Annotated in this window: 10 protein-coding genes and 2 pseudogenes; all 12 read right to left on the bottom strand. The window is 64.1% G+C overall.

Features of this window, described 5'->3' with window-relative positions; all coding sequences use genetic code 11:
- Positions 1-8: 8 nt before the first annotated feature.
- Positions 9-695 (bottom strand): DUF2461 domain-containing protein, encoded by a 687-nt coding sequence (locus AC0V8S_RS17785; protein WP_475438542.1) that lies wholly within the window; start codon positions 693-695, stop codon positions 9-11.
- On the bottom strand, positions 692-2,896 hold the full coding sequence (gene ligA / locus AC0V8S_RS17780; protein ID WP_475438541.1) for an NAD-dependent DNA ligase LigA: 2,205 nt from the start codon (positions 2,894-2,896) through the stop codon (positions 692-694). Before ligA ends, AC0V8S_RS17785 begins: the two co-directional genes overlap by 4 nt.
- Before the next feature lie 129 nt (positions 2,897-3,025).
- On the bottom strand, positions 3,026-4,699 hold the full coding sequence (gene recN / locus AC0V8S_RS17775) for a DNA repair protein RecN (RefSeq protein WP_475438540.1): 1,674 nt from the start codon (positions 4,697-4,699) through the stop codon (positions 3,026-3,028).
- A 215-nt stretch (positions 4,700-4,914) separates the two neighbouring features.
- Positions 4,915-5,784 carry an outer membrane protein assembly factor BamD gene (locus tag AC0V8S_RS17770; protein ID WP_095202167.1) on the bottom strand — a complete coding sequence of 290 codons (870 nt, stop codon included), beginning with the start codon at positions 5,782-5,784 and terminating at the stop codon, positions 4,915-4,917.
- 264 nt (positions 5,785-6,048) lie between these two features.
- Complete coding sequence (lpxC, locus tag AC0V8S_RS17765) at positions 6,049-6,999, bottom strand: UDP-3-O-acyl-N-acetylglucosamine deacetylase (protein WP_183460817.1); 951 nt, start codon at positions 6,997-6,999, stop codon at positions 6,049-6,051.
- A 332-nt stretch (positions 7,000-7,331) separates the two neighbouring features.
- Entirely contained in the window at positions 7,332-8,966 is a 1,635-nt protein-coding gene (gene ftsZ / locus AC0V8S_RS17760) for a cell division protein FtsZ (protein WP_475438539.1), read from the bottom strand.
- Between the two features lie 66 nt (positions 8,967-9,032).
- Positions 9,033-10,340, bottom strand: a pseudogene (gene ftsA, locus AC0V8S_RS17755) (cell division protein FtsA).
- Positions 10,337-11,278, bottom strand: coding sequence for a cell division protein FtsQ/DivIB (locus AC0V8S_RS17750; protein ID WP_475438538.1), 942 nt, complete (start codon positions 11,276-11,278; stop codon positions 10,337-10,339). Before AC0V8S_RS17750 ends, ftsA begins: the two are co-directional and overlap by 4 nt.
- Positions 11,266-12,192 carry a D-alanine--D-alanine ligase gene (locus tag AC0V8S_RS17745; RefSeq protein WP_475438537.1) on the bottom strand — a complete coding sequence of 309 codons (927 nt, stop codon included), beginning with the start codon at positions 12,190-12,192 and terminating at the stop codon, positions 11,266-11,268. Before AC0V8S_RS17745 ends, AC0V8S_RS17750 begins: the two co-directional genes overlap by 13 nt.
- 302 nt (positions 12,193-12,494) lie before the next feature.
- The gene (murB, locus tag AC0V8S_RS17740) at positions 12,495-13,460 is read right to left on the bottom strand and encodes a UDP-N-acetylmuramate dehydrogenase (RefSeq protein ID WP_475438536.1); all 966 of its coding nucleotides are present in this window, start codon (positions 13,458-13,460) and stop codon (positions 12,495-12,497) included.
- Entirely contained in the window at positions 13,457-14,857 is a 1,401-nt protein-coding gene (murC, locus tag AC0V8S_RS17735; protein ID WP_475438649.1) for a UDP-N-acetylmuramate--L-alanine ligase, read from the bottom strand. The genes murB and murC overlap by 4 nt, the downstream gene beginning before the upstream one ends.
- Positions 14,858-14,977: 120 nt before the next feature.
- Positions 14,978-15,982, bottom strand: a pseudogene (gene murG / locus AC0V8S_RS17730) (undecaprenyldiphospho-muramoylpentapeptide beta-N-acetylglucosaminyltransferase); the annotation flags it as partial.

Below are 15,982 nucleotides of genomic sequence, written 5' to 3'. Positions count from 1 at the left end.
GCGAGTGCCTAATCCAACGCCTTGCCCTCGATCGCCCTGCCCCAGTCGAGCAGCGGCTTGGCGCGCAAGGTGAAATCGACAAGTTCCTCGACCAGCGCCGGGCTGTGGATCGCAGCCGGATCGATGGCGTGGCGGACGGCGAAATGCCGGTTGCGGATGGCAGCGACAAGATCCTGGTCGGTGACATGCTCGAAGCCGCGCGGCGTGCGCTTCATGCGATCCTCTGCATCGAGTTCAAGGCCGTTCTTCTTCAACGCCTTCACCATGGCGCGAAACCTGTCGGGCCATGTCTCGATGGCCCGCCGCATCGCCAGCAGCAGCGCGGCCTCCGGCTGCCACCAGGCGACGCCGGCAAAGCAGCCCTCAAGCCCGATATGAACGTAGAACACGCCCTGCACGGCCTTGCTGCCATCAGGCGACAGGATCGCCGAGACATGCCGGTTATATGGCCGTTTGTCCTTGGCGAATCGCACGTCGCGATTGATGCGGAACAGTGACTTCTTGCGGTCGCCACGCAGACCGAGGCCCGCCACTGCAAAGCACTGCGTCAGCGTCTCGACGAGATCGCCAAGGGGATCGCGCAATTCCTGTTCGAACAGGTCGCGGTTCTCCAGAAACCACTCCCGGCTCTGGTGGAAATCCAGCGCCTTCAGGAACGGAATGGCTTTTGGGCCGAACCCTTTGAACGCCATCACGACTTGCCAACCCGCTGCAGCCAGGTGTCCTCGTCGATCACCTCGACGCCGAGTTCACTGGCAAGCTTGAGCTTGGACCCGGCACCCGGTCCCGCCACCAGCAGGTCGGTCTTGGCCGAAACCGAGCCGGCGACCTTGGCGCCGAGACGCTCGGCCATCGCCTTGGCCTCCGAGCGCGTCATCTTTTCCAGCGAGCCAGTGAAGACGATGGTCTTGCCGGCAACCTCGCTGTCGGCCGAGACGGTGACGATATACGGCTTCGGCTTGACCTGTTCGAGCAGCTTGTCGAGCACGTCGTCATTGCGCTCATTGCCGAAGAAATCGCGCAACGCATCGATCACTGTGTCGCCGATGCCGTTGACCGATGGGAAAACGGTGTGCGGATCCTCCGCTGCCGCCGTCTCCTTGCCGACGCGGATCAGCTCCTCGATGGTGGAAAAGGTCTTGGCAAGCACGGCGGCCGTCGTCTCGCCGATATGGCGGATGCCGAGCGCGAAGATGAAGCGGTCGAGTTCCGGTTCGCGGCGCGAATCGATGGCCGCAAACAGCTTGTCGAGGCCTTCATAGTTGCGATCCTCGACGCTGCGCACATTCTTGCGTGTCTTGCCGGACGCCGCCTCGCGCTGCCTGGCCTGCTCCTCGCGCCGCTCGGCCAGCGCCTTGGTGACGGCGGGGCGACGGTCCCTGAGCGTAAAGATATCGGCGGCCGTCTTGATCAGCCCGGCATTGAAGAACGTATCGATGTTCTCCGCGCCAAGGCCCTCGATATCCAGGGCGCCGCGCGAGACGAAATGGCGCAATCTTTCCACGGCCTGTGCTGCGCAGATCAGCTCGCCGGTGCAGCGCCGCCGCGAATCCTCCTTACCGGTCTTCTCGTTGATCTCGCGCGTGGCCGGCGAACCGCAAACCGGGCAGGTATGCGGGAATTCGTAAGGCACGGCATTGGCCGGACGCTTGTCGATGACGACGCTGACGATCTGCGGAATGACATCCCCTGCCCGCTGGATCACCACCGTGTCGCCAATGCGCACGTCGATACCATCGCGGATTGGCAGGCCATTGCTGTCGAAACCCTTGATATAGTCCTCATTGTGCAGCGTGACGTTCTCGACCACAACGCCGCCGACCGTGACGGGCGCCAGCCGCGCTACCGGCGCCAGCGTCCCGGTGCGACCGACCTGGATGTCGATCTTCTCTACCGTCGTCATCGCCTGCTCGGCCGGGAATTTGTGGGCAACGGCCCAGCGCGGCTCGCCGGTGACGAAACCCCAGCGGCGCTGCAGCTCCAGCTGGTCGACCTTGTAGACGACGCCGTCTATGTCATAGCCGAGCGATGAGCGTTGCTCCTCGATCCGATGGTAATGCGCGACGAGTTCCTCGGCCGACTTCGCCCGCACCATCAACGGGCTGATCTTGAAGCCCCAATCGGCGAATTTCTGCACCGATTCGTACTGAGTCGGCGCCGGATCCGCTGTCGTGTAGCCCCAGGCATAGGCGAAGAATTTGAGGTTGCGGCTGGCGGTGACGGCGGCGTCCTTCTGGCGCAGCGAGCCGGCGGCCGTGTTGCGCGGATTGACGTAATCCTGGCCGCCGGCAGCGGCCGAGCGCTGCTTCAGCGCCTCGAATTCCGCATAGGTCATGTAGACCTCGCCGCGTATCTCGATGGTCTCGGGCCAGCCCGAGCCTTGCAGCTTGGCGGGAATGTCGGCGATGGTTCTCAGATTCGCGGTGATGTCCTCACCGACGGCACCGTCGCCGCGCGTCGCCCCCTGCACGAACATGCCCTTCTCATAGCGCAGCGACGCCGACAGCCCGTCGATCTTCGGCTCGGCGGTGAAGGCGATGTCGAGATCCTTGTCGCGGTCGAAGAAGCGCCGGCCGCGCTCGATGAAATCGGTGACGTCCTCGTCGGTATAGGCCTTGGCGAGGCTGAGCATCGGCACGGCATGGCGCACCTTGGCGAAGCCCTCCGCCGGCGCAGCACCCACCCTGCGCGACGGCGAATCCTCGCGCACCAGGCCGGGAAAGCGTTCTTCGATGGCAAGGTTGCGCCGTCGCAACGCATCATATTCCGCGTCCGTGATCGTCGGCGCGTCCTCGGTATGGTAGCGCCGGTCGTGCCCGGCGATCTCCTCGGCCAGCCGCTGGAGTTCGGCTTCAGCCTCGCTTTCGCTGAGCGTATCGACAGGTTTTTCGGCCATGCTTTTCTCCCCCGAACGGTGGCGCGTCACCATAGATCAGGATTTTGGGAAAATCATTCCTGAACAGCAGGATGGAGCCATATCCTGACTCGGTCCCATATCCAAAATCGGCCATGACGCCGGATGGTCTTATGCCGCGTTTGTATTTTCACGCAGCAGCCGCTCGGCGGCCGCGCGTGCCTCGTCGGTGATGGTGGCGCCGGCCAGCATGCGGGCGATCTCTTCCTGCCGCGCTGTCCTGTCCATCTCGGCAATGCCTGTCGCCACGCGGTCAGTGCTGCCCGATTTGGAGATCAGGAAATGCGTCGCCGCGCGCGCCGCCACTTGTGGCGCATGGGTGACTGAAAGCACCTGCACGCGCTTCGACAGCCGCGCCAGCCTTTGGCCGATGGCGTCCGCCACGGCACCGCCCACGCCGGTGTCGATTTCGTCGAAGACCAGCGTCGGTGCCGAACCACGGTCGGCCAGCGCCACCTTCAGCGCCAGCAGGAACCGCGACAGCTCGCCGCCGGATGCCACCTTCATCATCGGCCCGGGCCGCGTGCCGGGGTTGGTGCGCACCCAGAACTCGATCTGGTCGATGCCCTCTTGCATCCGGGTCTCGGCCTCGCTCTTCATCTCGACGATGAAGGCGGCGCGTTCGAGTTTCAGCGCCGGCAATTCGGCCATCACGGCCTTGGTCAGGCCGGCGGCCGCCGCGTGGCGAAGCGAGGAGAGCTGAGCAGCGGCGATGTCATAGGCCTCGCGTGCCGCGGCGGCCTGCTTTTCCAGCCCATGCAGGCGTTCCTCGCCGGCATCGAGATCGGCGAGATCGGCAACCATCGTGTCGCGCAGTTGCGCCAGATCGTCGACGGCGACACTGTGCTTGCGCGACGCGGCGCGCAGCGAAAACAGCCGCTCCTCCGCCTTTTCCAGCCGCTGCGGGTCGTATTCAGTGGCACGAAGTGCCGCCTCGACACCGGATTGCGCCGCGTCGAGCGACAGCATGGCTTCGTCGAGCGACTTGACCACATCCTCGAGCAGGCCAGGCGCCTCCGTCGCCTTGCGCTGCAGCCGTCTCAGCAGACTGGCGAGCTGCGGCAAGGGCGAGGACGGGCCGGACAGCACATCCTGCGCGTCGTGGATTTCGGACGCGATCTTTTCGGCGCGCATCATATGGGCGCGCAGTTCGGCAAGTTCCGTTTCCTCGCCGGGCTGCGGATCGAGCTTGGTCAGTTCCGCCACCGCAGCGCGCAGATAGTCGGCCTCGCGCGCGGCAGCCGCTACCTTGGCGCGATGGCGCGTAAGCTCCTGCTCGCCGGCGCGCCAGTGCCGCCAGGCCTCGCCGGTCGAACGAACGGCGCCAAGATGGCCGCCGAAAGCGTCGAGCACGTCACGGTGGGCGCCGGGATCGACCAAGGCGCGCTCGTCATGCTGGCCGTGGATCTCGACCAGTGCGCGCCCGACATCGCGCATCAGGGTCACGCTGGATGGCTGGTCGTTGACGAACACGCGGGTGCGGCCGTCGGCCGTCTGCACACGGCGCAGGATGATGTCGCCGTCATCCTCGATAGCGTTTTCGACAAGCAGCGTGCGCACCGGATGGTTGCGCGGCACATCGAACACGGCAATCACCTGGCCTTGCGCCGCGCCATGGCGCACCAAAGAGGCGTCGCCGCGCGCGCCGAGCGCCAGCGACAGGGCATCGAGCAGGATGGATTTGCCGGCACCGGTTTCACCCGTCAGCACGGAAAGGCCCGGCTGGAAGTCGATATCCAGCTTCTCGATCAGGACGATATCGCGGATCGACAGTCTGGAAAGCATCAGAACCCGGACCTCAGGCAATTCCAGGAAAAGTGCGTAGCGTTTTTCCCACCGGAATTGCGTAGAACAAAAAGTTGGGACGGCTCAGCGCTTCAATCAAACCACTGAACCGCCATGAAGCGGCACGCGACCGATTGGAGTCGCAGCGCCGCACTATCTTTTTGTTTCAGCATCGGATCAATCCGAAAAGCGCGTCGCTGCGACGCGCTTTAGGCTCAGGCGCCGGTGATCAGCTTGCCGGCCTTGGAAATCCACGATCCGGCATTCTCGCGCGGCGAAAGCCCATTGCTCTGCAGGAGCTTGTAGGAATCCTTGTACCACGGGCTGTCGGGATAGTTGGTGCCGAGCACCGCGGCGGCCGTCTGGGCCTCCGAGGTCAGCCCCAACGCATAATAGCTTTCGGTCAGGCGGGCCAATGCTTCCTCGACGTGGCGCGTGTTGGAATAGTTCTCCACCACGGTGCGGAAGCGCTTGACGGCGGCAATGTATTCGCGGCGCTCCAGATAGTAGCGGCCGATCTGCATCTCCTTGCCGGCGAGCTGATCGTTGGCGAAGCGGATCTTCTCCTTGGCGTCATCGACATATTCCGATGTCGGCCAGCGCGTGACCAGATCCTGCATCGTCTGCAGCGTCTGGCGCGCTTCCTTCTGGTCCTGCGTCACATCCTTGATCTGGCGATAGTAGCTCAGGCCGATAATGTACTGCGCGTAAGGCGCGTCATCGGTGGACGGATACAGCGCCAGATAGCGCTTGGCCGACGAGATCGCGTCGTCGTAGCTGCCCTTTCGATAGTCGGCGAACGCGCCCATCACCATCGATTTACGAGCCCATTCCGAATAGGGATGCTGGCGGTCGACGGCGTCGAACTTCTTGCTCGCCTCGTCCAGGCGGCCGGCATTCAAATTGGCGAGACCCTGATTGTAGAGAACGTCGGCCGGCTCGGTCTGGTCGACATATTTCGACAGGTCGATGTCTTTCTCCGACGACATGCAGGCCGACAGAAAGAGCGAAGGAACAACCAGCGAAAGCGCCAGGATAACAGACCGCTGGGGCGCTTTCGATCGACCGGCTCGCTTGAAGAACATGATTGGATTGCGCCCTTTCGGCGTTATTTTAATGCCTCTTGCATGCTGTTGTCCCGAAACTGGTCCCCACTTTTGAGCGACATGCACTAATCGACGGCAGCAGCCATAAACCATAACCGCCTTGCCGGGCAACGCTATGTCTAGGCAATCGCGCATTTTTGTGGCGGCGCGGCGGCGCCGGAGCATCCCTGTGATTTCACCGAGCGATGATGCATTCCTGCAACACTAGGGCTTCCCGCCACAAGGTGCGAAAACGTGCGGAGTTCAGATCATCCAGGGTGCGTAGAGCGGCGCATTGACGGCGCTCATCTCTGCCGCGCGACCACGCTCGCGGCGGGTCGTTTCGACAATCTCGAAGGCCGTGCGGTCCGACAGCAGGCGCCGCAACGCGGCGGCATTCATCCTGTGGCCGCCGCGATAGGAGCGGAAGCAGCCGATGAAGCGGGCTCCGGCCAGCGCCAGGTCGCCCATGGCGTCGAGCGTCTTGTGGCGCACAAATTCGTTGGGATAGCGCAGGCCGCCCATGTTGATGACGCGGTTGTCGTCGCCGATCACCAGCGAATTCTCGAGCGAGGAGCCGAGCGCATAGCCGGCGGCCCACAGTCGCTCGACGTCCTTCATGAAGCCGAAGGTGCGGGCCCGCGCAATGTCGCGGCGGAAAATATCGGCATTGAGGTCGGAGGCGAACAGTTGGCGGCCGATTGCCGGGCTTTCGAAATCGATCTCGATCTCGAAACGGGTGCCGTCATAAGGCCTGAACTCCGCCCAGGACGCACCGTTCTCGATACGGACCGGCTTGATGACCCTGATGTAGCGCCGCTTGACCGAAAGCGTCTCGATACCTGCCTGATCAATGGCTTCCACGAAGGCCATGGCGCTGCCGTCGAGGATGGGAACCTCGGAACCGTCGATCTCGATGACGACATTATCGATGCCAAGCCCGAACAGGGCAGCCATGATGTGCTCGACCGTGGCGATGTGCTCGCCCGCGGGATCGCCAAGCATGGTGCACAGATCGGTGGCGCCGACCTCGGCAACCAAGGCGCGGAACTCGCGGCCCTGCCCGTCTCCGTTGACAAGCTGGAACACGATGCCGGTATCGGCATCCGCTGGCAGGAAACTGATGGAAACTTCTTTGCCGCTGTGAACGCCGGTGCCCGTAAGCGACGCGCGCGTCTTCACTGTCGTCTGATAGTCGTGCAAGACAATCCCCATAAGCCCGAAATGCCTAGGTCCGCTTCTCCAGCCCGTGGGCGCGGCTCTTGTGAAAATCGGCAGGCAGGGTCACTTCCCCCGAAATCCCGACACACCGACTATGGTAGGCAGCGAAGATAATGTTCCGGCAGGGAGACTCCAAATCACGGTTTCTTACCCTTTGTAACCGCGGGCCGGAGCGAGCTCTATATTATAACCCTTTGATTTTACTGCATCTAAAACGTTAACAGGCAAGCAATTCCTTGCCTGCCTGTTAACAAATGTTACAGTCCGTTAACCGCTCAGTTGGCCTGGCGGCGCAGGAACGCCGGAATCTCCAGCTGATCGTCGTCCTAAGTCGCCCTGGTCTGCGGCGTCAGCCGACCCTGGTCATCCAGCTGGCCGCGGCGCGGCGCGTAGAGCTGGGCGTCCTGGCTGGCGAGACGACGCACTTCGGGGGCGGCCTGGCGCAGCTTCGGCTCGCGCGGCTGCGCCGGCTGCAGCCTTGCGGGCTCCTCCTCGCGGCGGGTCAGGCCGTTGGTCAGGCGCTTCAGCAGGCCCATCGGTCCGCTGTTGTTCTCGTGGTCCACCGGGCGGCTCTTGGCGTCGACCTCAGCCTTGACGACCGGCGGAAAGTCCTCGACGCGCGGCATGCGCTGCGGTGCCATCGCCACCGGCTGCTGGACCTCACGCAGCATTTCACGCGGCTGCGGGGCCGGCTGCATCTGCTGGACGACCGGCTGCAGCATTGGCTGCGGCTGCTGCGGCGGCGCCTGGAAGATCTTGCTCTGCGGACGGAAATCGTCCGCATGGGCGACAGGAGCCGGACGAGCCTGCGCCATGGCGGCGGCGTTTGCCTCGGCGAGCTGGATAGCCTCGGCGACCGGATCCGCGGCACGCGGCTCGTAGACAGGCTGCTGGACCGGTGCCGGGCGGCTTTCCACGGCAGCCACTGCCGGACGAGCGGCCGGCTTCGGCGGCGCCGTACGGATCGAGATGGGTGCTGCGGCGATTTCAGCCGCCGACTTGTCGATGCCGGTGGCAACCACCGAGACGCGGATGACGCCTTCGAGCTCCTCGTCGAAGGTGGCGCCCAGGATGATGTTGGCGTCCTGGTCGACCTCCTCGCGAATACGGGTCGCCGCTTCGTCGACTTCGAACAGGGTCAGGTCGCGACCGCCGGTGATCGAGATCAGCAGGCCCTTGGCGCCCTTCATCGAGGTCTCGTCGAGCAGCGGGTTGGCGATGGCAGCCTCGGCGGCGGCCATCGCGCGGCCCTCGCCCGAAGCCTCGCCAGTCCCCATCATCGCCTTGCCCATCTCGCGCATCACCGAACGCACGTCGGCGAAGTCGAGGTTGATCAGGCCTTCCTTGACCATCAGGTCGGTGATGCAGGCGACACCGGAATAGAGCACCTGGTCGGCCATGGCGAAGGCGTCCGCGAAGGTGGTCTTGTCATTGGCCAGCCGGAACAGGTTCTGGTTGGGGATGACGATCAGCGTGTCGACGCACTTCTGCAGCTCCTCAATGCCCATGTCGGCCGTCTTCATGCGGCGCTGGCCTTCGAAGTGGAACGGCTTGGTGACGACGCCGACGGTGAGGATGCCCTTTTCGCGCGCGGCGCGGGCAACGACCGGAGCAGCACCCGTGCCGGTGCCGCCGCCCATGCCGGCGGTGACGAAGCACATATGGGTGTTGGTGAGATGATCGAGGATCTCGTCGATGCACTCTTCCGCCGCCGCGCGGCCGACTTCCGGCTGCGATCCGGCACCGAGCCCCTCGGTGACATGCGCGCCGAGCTGGATCAGCCGGGAGGCCTTCGACATGGTCAGCGCCTGCGCGTCGGTGTTGGCCACGACGAACTCGACACCGCGCAAGCCCGCGGTGATCATGTTGTTCACGGCATTGCCGCCGCCGCCGCCGACACCGAACACGGTGATGCGCGGCTTAAGCTCGGTGATGTCCGGCTTCTGCAGATTGATGGTCATTGTCTCCGTCCTTTGCCTTTCACGCCGCTTCGCCGCCGCGGCCGCCTATGGGGCTGTCCCCGTCAATTAGAAACTGTCTCTCAACCACTGACTCATGCGATGCAGTTTTCCACCCGTTCCGGTCATCCTGAGACCGGAAATGCCTTTCGCCGGATGGCTCTCGAAGCTCGCCATCTGCGGATAGATCAGAAGCCCGACGGCGGCCGAGAAGGCCGGACCCTTCGCCGCTTCGGGCAGGCCGGCCACGCCGAGCGGGCGGCCGATGCGTACATTGCGTCCCAGGATGCGGCGCGCCGCCTCCGGCAGGCCGGCCAGCTGGCTGGCGCCGCCGGTGAGCACCACGCGTTTGCCGACCGCATTGCCGTAGCCGGACTTGTTCAGCCGGTCGCGCAGGAGCTCGAGCGTTTCGTCGATGCGGGCGCGCACGATGCGCGTCATCACCGAGCGCGGGATCTGCAGCGGCACGTCGCCATCGTCGCCGATCGGCTGGATCGAGACCAGGTCGCGGTCGTCGGCACTGCCCGGCAGCGCCGAACCATGCATCACCTTCAGCCGTTCGGCGGCATCGAGCGAGGTCGAGAGCCCCTTGGCCATATCCAGCGTGACGTGGTTGCCGCCAATGGCGATGGCGTCGCCGTGGACGAACTTGCCTTCCGGAAAACACCGAGATGGTCGTCGTGCCGCCGCCCATGTCGATGCAGGCTGCACCCAGTTCCAGCTCGTCGTCGACGAGCGCCGCCAAGCCGCTGGCATAGGGCGTCGCCACCATGCGTTCGACCGACAGATGCGAACGGTTGATGGAAAGTTCGAGGTTGCGCATCGGGGCAGCGTCCCCCGTCAGCACATGCATATCGACGCCAGCGAGTCGCCGACCATGCCGCGCGGATCGCGCACGCCGCGCTCGGCATCGAGCGAGAAGCCGACGGGCAGCGAATGGATCACCTCGCGCTCGGCCTTCAGCGCCTGCTTGGCGCCGGCGCCGAGCACGCGCTTGATGTCGGCCTCGTCGGCCTCGTGGCCGCCAAGATTGATGGTCGCCGAGAAGCTTTCGCTCTTCAGCCGGCCGGCGGTCATGTTGACGATGAGCGAATCGACCGTCAGCCCCGCCATGCGCTCGGCGGCATCGACGGACAGGCGGATGGCATGCTCGGCCCGGTCGAGATCGACGACCACGCCCGACTTCACGCCTTGCGACTTCTGATGGCCGATGCCGATCACCTGGATCCGGTGCGAGCGGCCGCGCAAAAGCTTGCCGTCATCGTTCGGCTTGAGCTTGGCCACCATGCAGCAGACCTTGTTCGAGCCGACGTCCAGCACAGTGAGAGTGCCGGACCGGCGCGACGAGGCATCGCCTGAACCGCCAAGCCAGCTCATATCTTCGTCTCCGACTTGCGCTTGAGGGTCTTCGGCTTCTCGTTGAGCGCGGCCTCGCGCTGCGTCGCCGCTTCGGGCGTCAGCTCCACGACCAGCCGGTCTGTCAGGCGCATGTCGACAGCAGCGATGTCGCGCGACAGCAAGCCCTTGTCCTTGTCCATTTTGACCAGTTCGGCGAGCGCCTGGTCTTCTTCGTCCTCGGGCAGCTTGACGGTGATGCCATTGTCCAGCTTCAGGTCCCAGCGCCGATCGCCAACGCGGATATAGCCTTTGATCCGGCTCGCGAGGTCGGGATATTTTTCGACCTTGGCCAGGAAGTCAGGCGCCTTGGCCGGCGCGCCGTCGCCGATCAGCAGCGGCAACATCACCTGCTTGCCACCCGAGAACGGCGCGATGACGGCGCCATCCTTTTCGATGACCGAGAGATCATTGCCCTGCTGCCAGAGCGCGAAGGCCTCGCGCTCCTCGACGCGCACTTCCAGCGTATGCGGATAGACCTTGCGCACCGCCGCCACCTCGATCCACGGCAGGCCGGAGATGCGCTCGCGCGCGGCCTCCGCGTCGAAACCGATCAGCGAGGTCCAGCCATCGAGTTCGAGCCTGTCGAGAATGTCGATCTCGGAGGTCTGGCGGTTGCCGACCACCTTGACCTGATCGACGGCGAAACCGGTGCGGGCGGTGATGCTCTGGATGATGCCGTCGGCATGACCGCCGAGATAGGCGCCATAGGCGCCGCTCGAAGCGAGCAGCACCGCCGACATCATCGCGGCGGAGAAGCGCGGCGCCTCGAATTCACCATCGCCCAGGCGCGCCAGGATGCGCACCGGGCGGCGAAGCACGCGCGGCAGCACGAAATGGCCTGATGACAACGACAAGCCGAACAGCGACGGCCCGGCCGCGCCCTTCCCCTTGCCTTGTCCCCATTTCAACGCAGACACGAAGCGTCCTCCACCATCCAACTCAACAACTCACCAAACGAATGCCCGGCCTGGGCAGCGATTTCAGGCACCAAAGACGTCGGCGTCATACCCGGCTGAGTGTTGACCTCGAGCCATACAACCTCGCCATTTTCGGAGTGACGATCGTCATAACGGAAGTCCGACCGGGAAACGCCCCGACAGCCGACAGCTTGGTGAGCCTTGAGCGCCAGTGTCTGTATTTTTTGGTAAATATTCGGTGAAACTTTTGCGGGGCATTCGTGTTTTGATCCGCCCGCGACATATTTTGAATCGTAATCGTAGAAGGAATGGCCCGTCGGAATGATCTCGCAGACGCCGAGCGCCACATCACCCATGACGGCGCAGGTCAGCTCGCGCCCATGGATGTAGCGCTCGACCATGACGGTATCGCCATATTTCCACTCGGACGACCCGACGACCTGCGGCGGATGCGACTGCCCCTCCGACACGATGACGACACCGAAGCTCGACCCCTCATTGACCGGCTTGATCACATAGGGCGGCTTCATCGGGTGCTTGTTCTGGATGGCGAAGCGATTGGCAACCTTCGATTCGGCGACGGGAACGCCGACCGATTTCACGATCTTCTTCGCCTGCTCCTTGTTCATGGCGAGCGCCGAGGCGAGTACGCCGGAATGGGTGTAGGGAATGCCGAGATATTCGAGGATGCCCTGAATGGTGCCGTCCTCGCCGAATGGGCCATGCAACGCATTGAAGGCAACGTCAGGCTTGAGCTCGGCGAGCACGGAGCCGACATCACGCCCGACATCGACACGGGTGACTTGGTAGCCTTCCTGCTCAAGCGCATCGGCACAGGCCTTTCCGGAAGACAGGGACACGGGCCGCTCGGACGAAAAACCTCCCAGCAGGACGGCCACATGCTTGCTTTTCATTCCCCGTCATCCCCTCTCACGGCGGACCAAAAACCAAGATTTCCGCAACATTGAGTCCGAGTCTCCCGGCAGGTTGCCCCCCAGACGGAAAAACGCGGGTAACGCGTCGAACGACTCAAATCAGGAAACACTTTGGAGCAGAGAATCAGAGAGTTGATTCACTGGCAAGTGCTTATGAATCCGAGAGATTCACTTTGTGAGAAAATGGCTGCGAAAACCGTGTCGCTGAGTTTTTGCAGCAACGGTTTTGCGCATTTTGCGAGCGCGTTGAAGTTCATGCATCACATGAACTTCAACACATGTCAGAGAAGCTGACCTAAAAATTCCTGCACGGCATGGCCGGGCCGGAAATTGCCGATGCGCTTGATCTCCCAGTGCAGCCGGATGCCCGAATGTTCGAGCACGCGGGCGCGCACCGTCTCGCCGAGATATTCGAGGTCGTAACCGGTCGCCGTTCCGGTGTTGATCATGAAATTGCAATGCATGGGCGACATCTGCGCACCGCCGATCATCAGGCCGCGGCAGCCTGCCTTGTCGATCTCCTTCCAGGCCGACGTGCCTTCGGGATTCTTGAAGGTCGAGCCGCCGGTCTTCTCGCGGATCGGCTGCACGGTCTCGCGGTGGTTCTGCACCGCATCCATCGCCGCCTTGATCGTGGCCTTGTCTTCGGCAAAGCCTTCGAACACGGCCGAGGTGAAGATCAGGCCGACTGGGGCGGATGAATGGCGATAGGCATAGCCCATCTCGGCATTGCTCAGCGTCTGGATATTGCCCTTGCGGTCGAGCGCACGCACCTCGACGACGCGCTCGCGCGTCTCGACGCCATTGGCGCCGGCATTCATCCTCAGCGCGCCGCCAATGGCGCCCGGAATGCCGTGATAGAAATGGAAGCCGCCAATGCCCGCTTCCAGCGCCAGGGCCGCGACACGCTTGTCGGGCGTGGCGGCACCCGCCTTGATGCTGGTTGGCCCGATGGCTTCGGCCTCACCAAAGCCCTTGGCCGAAAGCCGGATGACAAAACCCGGAATGCCGCCGTCGCGAACCAGCAGGTTTGAGCCGACGCCGACAATGGTCAGCGGAATCTCTTCGGGAACCGCGCGCAGGAACGCGGCAAGGTCTTCTTCGTCGGCCGGCTGGAACAGCACCTCGGCCAGGCCGCCGGCGCGGAACCAGGTGATCTTGTCCATCTCGGCATTCGGCGTGAGGCGGCCGCGCAGGCCGGCAAGCCGGTCGCCGAGTCTGTCGATCAGGGCCTGGCCGTGCATCATGAGGTGGCAAGCTCCTTTGGCAGAGCATAGGCCCATTGGGTGATGTTGCCGGCACCGAGGAAGACGACGAAATCGCCGGGCTTGGCCAGGTCGCGAATGATCGGCGCGATCGCCGTCGGCCCCTCGATGTAGCGCGCGTCGCGATGGCCGCCGGCGCGGATGCGCGACACCAGTTCGTCCGACGTAACACCGTCGATCGGGTCTTCGCCAGCCGCGTAGACCGGCGCCACTATCACCGTATCGGCGTCGTTGAAGCAGGCCGAGAACTCGTTGAAGAGATCATGCAGCCGGGTGAAGCGATGCGGTTGGGCAATGGCGATGACGCGGCCCTTGGTGGCGCTGCGCGCCGCCTTCAGCACCGCCGAGATTTCGACCGGATGGTGGCCGTAATCGTCGAACACGTCGACGCCGTTCCACGAGCCCGTGTGGGTGAAGCGGCGCTTGACGCCTGCGAAGGACGACAGACCCTTCTTGATTGCCTCGCCGGACAGGCCAAGCTCATGCGCGACGGCAATCGCTGCCGTTGCGTTGGAGACATTGTGACGGCCGGGCATCGGCAGGCGCAGGCCTGAAATCGTGCTCTGGCTGCCGGTCTTGCGGTCGCGGATCACCACGTCGAACTCAGAGGTGGCACCCGCCATGCGGTGGTTGGTGAAGCGGACATCGGCCTGCGCGTTCTCGCCATAGGTGATGACGCGGCGGTCCTCGATGCGGCCGACCAGCGCCTGCACTTCCGGATGGTCGGTGCACATTACCCCAAAACCGTAGAATGGCACGTTCTCGACGAACTGGCGGAACGCCTCGCGCACCTTGTCGAAACTGCCATAGTGGTCGAGATGCTCGGGATCGATGTTGGTGACGACCGCGATCTCGGCCGGCAACTTGAGGAACGTGCCGTCGCTCTCGTCGGCTTCGACCACCATCCATTCGCCGTCGCCCATGCGGGCATTGGTGCCATAGGCGTTGATGATGCCGCCATTGATCACGGTCGGGTCGAGCCCGCCGGCTTCAAGCAGCGTCGCCACCATCGAGGTCGTCGTCGTCTTGCCATGCGTGCCGCCGATCGCCACCGCCTGGCGGAAGCGCATCAGCTCGGCCAGCATCTCGGCGCGGCGCACGATCGGCAACAGCTTTTCGCGCGCGGCTTTCAGCTCCGGATTGGATTTCTTGATCGCCGTCGAGACGACCACCACCTCGGCATCGCCGAGATTCTCGGCCTTGTGGCCGACCAAGCATTCGATGCCCTTGTCGCGCAGCCGCTGCACATTGGCGCTGTCGGCCTGGTCGGACCCTTGCACCTTGTAGCCGAGATTGTGCAGCACCTCGGCGATGCCGCTCATGCCGATGCCGCCAATACCGATGAAATGCACAAGGCCGATGGTCTGCGGCATCTTCATGGGTGCGTCCCCTTCCTGAAATCCGTAACGGTTTTTTCGGGACGCAATAGCCTCTGTGAGATCGGCGAGCAACCGTGCCGCGTCCGGCCTGCCGGCCGATTTCGCGCCCGCGGCCATTGCCACCAGCCGCTCAGGCATGTCCATCAGCCCGCCAATAAGGGCTGCGATGCGCTCGGGCGACAGCGTCGATTGCGGGTGCACCTCGCCGCCGCCTGCAGCGGCAAGGGCCGCAGCATTCGCCGCCTGATCGTGGTCGAGCGCATAGGGATAGGGCACCAGCAGCGCCGGCCGGCCGATGACGGCGATCTCCGAGACGGTCGAGGCGCCGGAGCGCGAGATCACCAGATGCGCCGCCGCCATGCGTGCCGCCATGTCGGTGAAGAAGGGCGAGACCTCGACGGCGACGCCAAGGGCGGCATAGGCCGCCTTCACCCGCGCCACGTCATCCGCGCGGGCCTGTTGGGTGATGACCAGCCGCTTGCGCTGCGCATCCGAAAGCAGCGCGACGGCCCCAGGCATGGCATCGGAGAAGAATTGGGCGCCCTGGCTGCCGCCGAACACCAGCAGGCGGAACGGCTCCTCGCCGGTCGACGCCGCATAGGGCGTCTTGGCCGCTTCCAGCACAGCCGGCCTGACCGGATTGCCTGTCGTCACCGTCTTTTCACCGATGGCGCTCGTATCCTGCGGCAGGAAGCCGCCGGCGATGGCATCGACACGGCCGGCCAGCGCCCGGTTGGCGCGCCCCATTACCGCGTTCTGCTCATGGATCAGCGTCGGCACCTTGCGTCGCGTCGCCGCATAGAGCGGCGGCAGAGTCGGATAACCGCCAAAGCCGACCACCGCATCCGGCTTGATCCTGCCGATGATGGCGGAGGCCTGGCGCACGCCGCGCCATATTTTCCAGAAGGCGCCGAGCACGGCGATGGGATTTTTCGAGCCCATCGTCGCCGACTGGATCGGATGGATGGCGGCAGCCGGGAAGTGGCCGGCAAACCGCTCGGCGCGATCGTCGGTTGCCAGATGCACCGTCCAGCCGCGCCCGTTCAGCTCATGCGCCAGCGCTTCGGCCGGAAACAGATGTCCACCGGTTCCGCCCGCCGCGAGAAGGATGACGCCCCTCGCCAT

The sequence above is a fragment of the Mesorhizobium oxytropidicola genome, assembly GCF_056174625.1.
This window is presented reverse-complemented; position numbering and strand designations above follow the sequence as displayed.

Excerpts from the sequence above, each read along its gene's own strand:
- lpxC (WP_183460817.1), bottom strand. The coding sequence starts at position 6,999 with ATGGGGATTGTCTTGCACGACTATCAGACGACAGTGAAGACGCGCGCG.
- AC0V8S_RS17770 (WP_095202167.1), bottom strand. The coding sequence starts at position 5,784 with ATGTTCTTCAAGCGAGCCGGTCGATCGAAAGCGCCCCAGCGGTCTGTT.
- ftsZ (WP_475438539.1), bottom strand. The coding sequence starts at position 8,966 with ATGACCATCAATCTGCAGAAGCCGGACATCACCGAGCTTAAGCCGCGC.
- recN (WP_475438540.1), bottom strand. The coding sequence starts at position 4,699 with ATGCTTTCCAGACTGTCGATCCGCGATATCGTCCTGATCGAGAAGCTG.
- AC0V8S_RS17745 (WP_475438537.1), bottom strand. The coding sequence starts at position 12,192 with ATGAAAAGCAAGCATGTGGCCGTCCTGCTGGGAGGTTTTTCGTCCGAG.
- ligA (WP_475438541.1), bottom strand. The coding sequence starts at position 2,896 with ATGGCCGAAAAACCTGTCGATACGCTCAGCGAAAGCGAGGCTGAAGCC.
- murC (WP_475438649.1), bottom strand. The coding sequence starts at position 14,857 with ATGAAGATGCCGCAGACCATCGGCCTTGTGCATTTCATCGGTATTGGC.
- murB (WP_475438536.1), bottom strand. The coding sequence starts at position 13,460 with ATGATGCACGGCCAGGCCCTGATCGACAGACTCGGCGACCGGCTTGCC.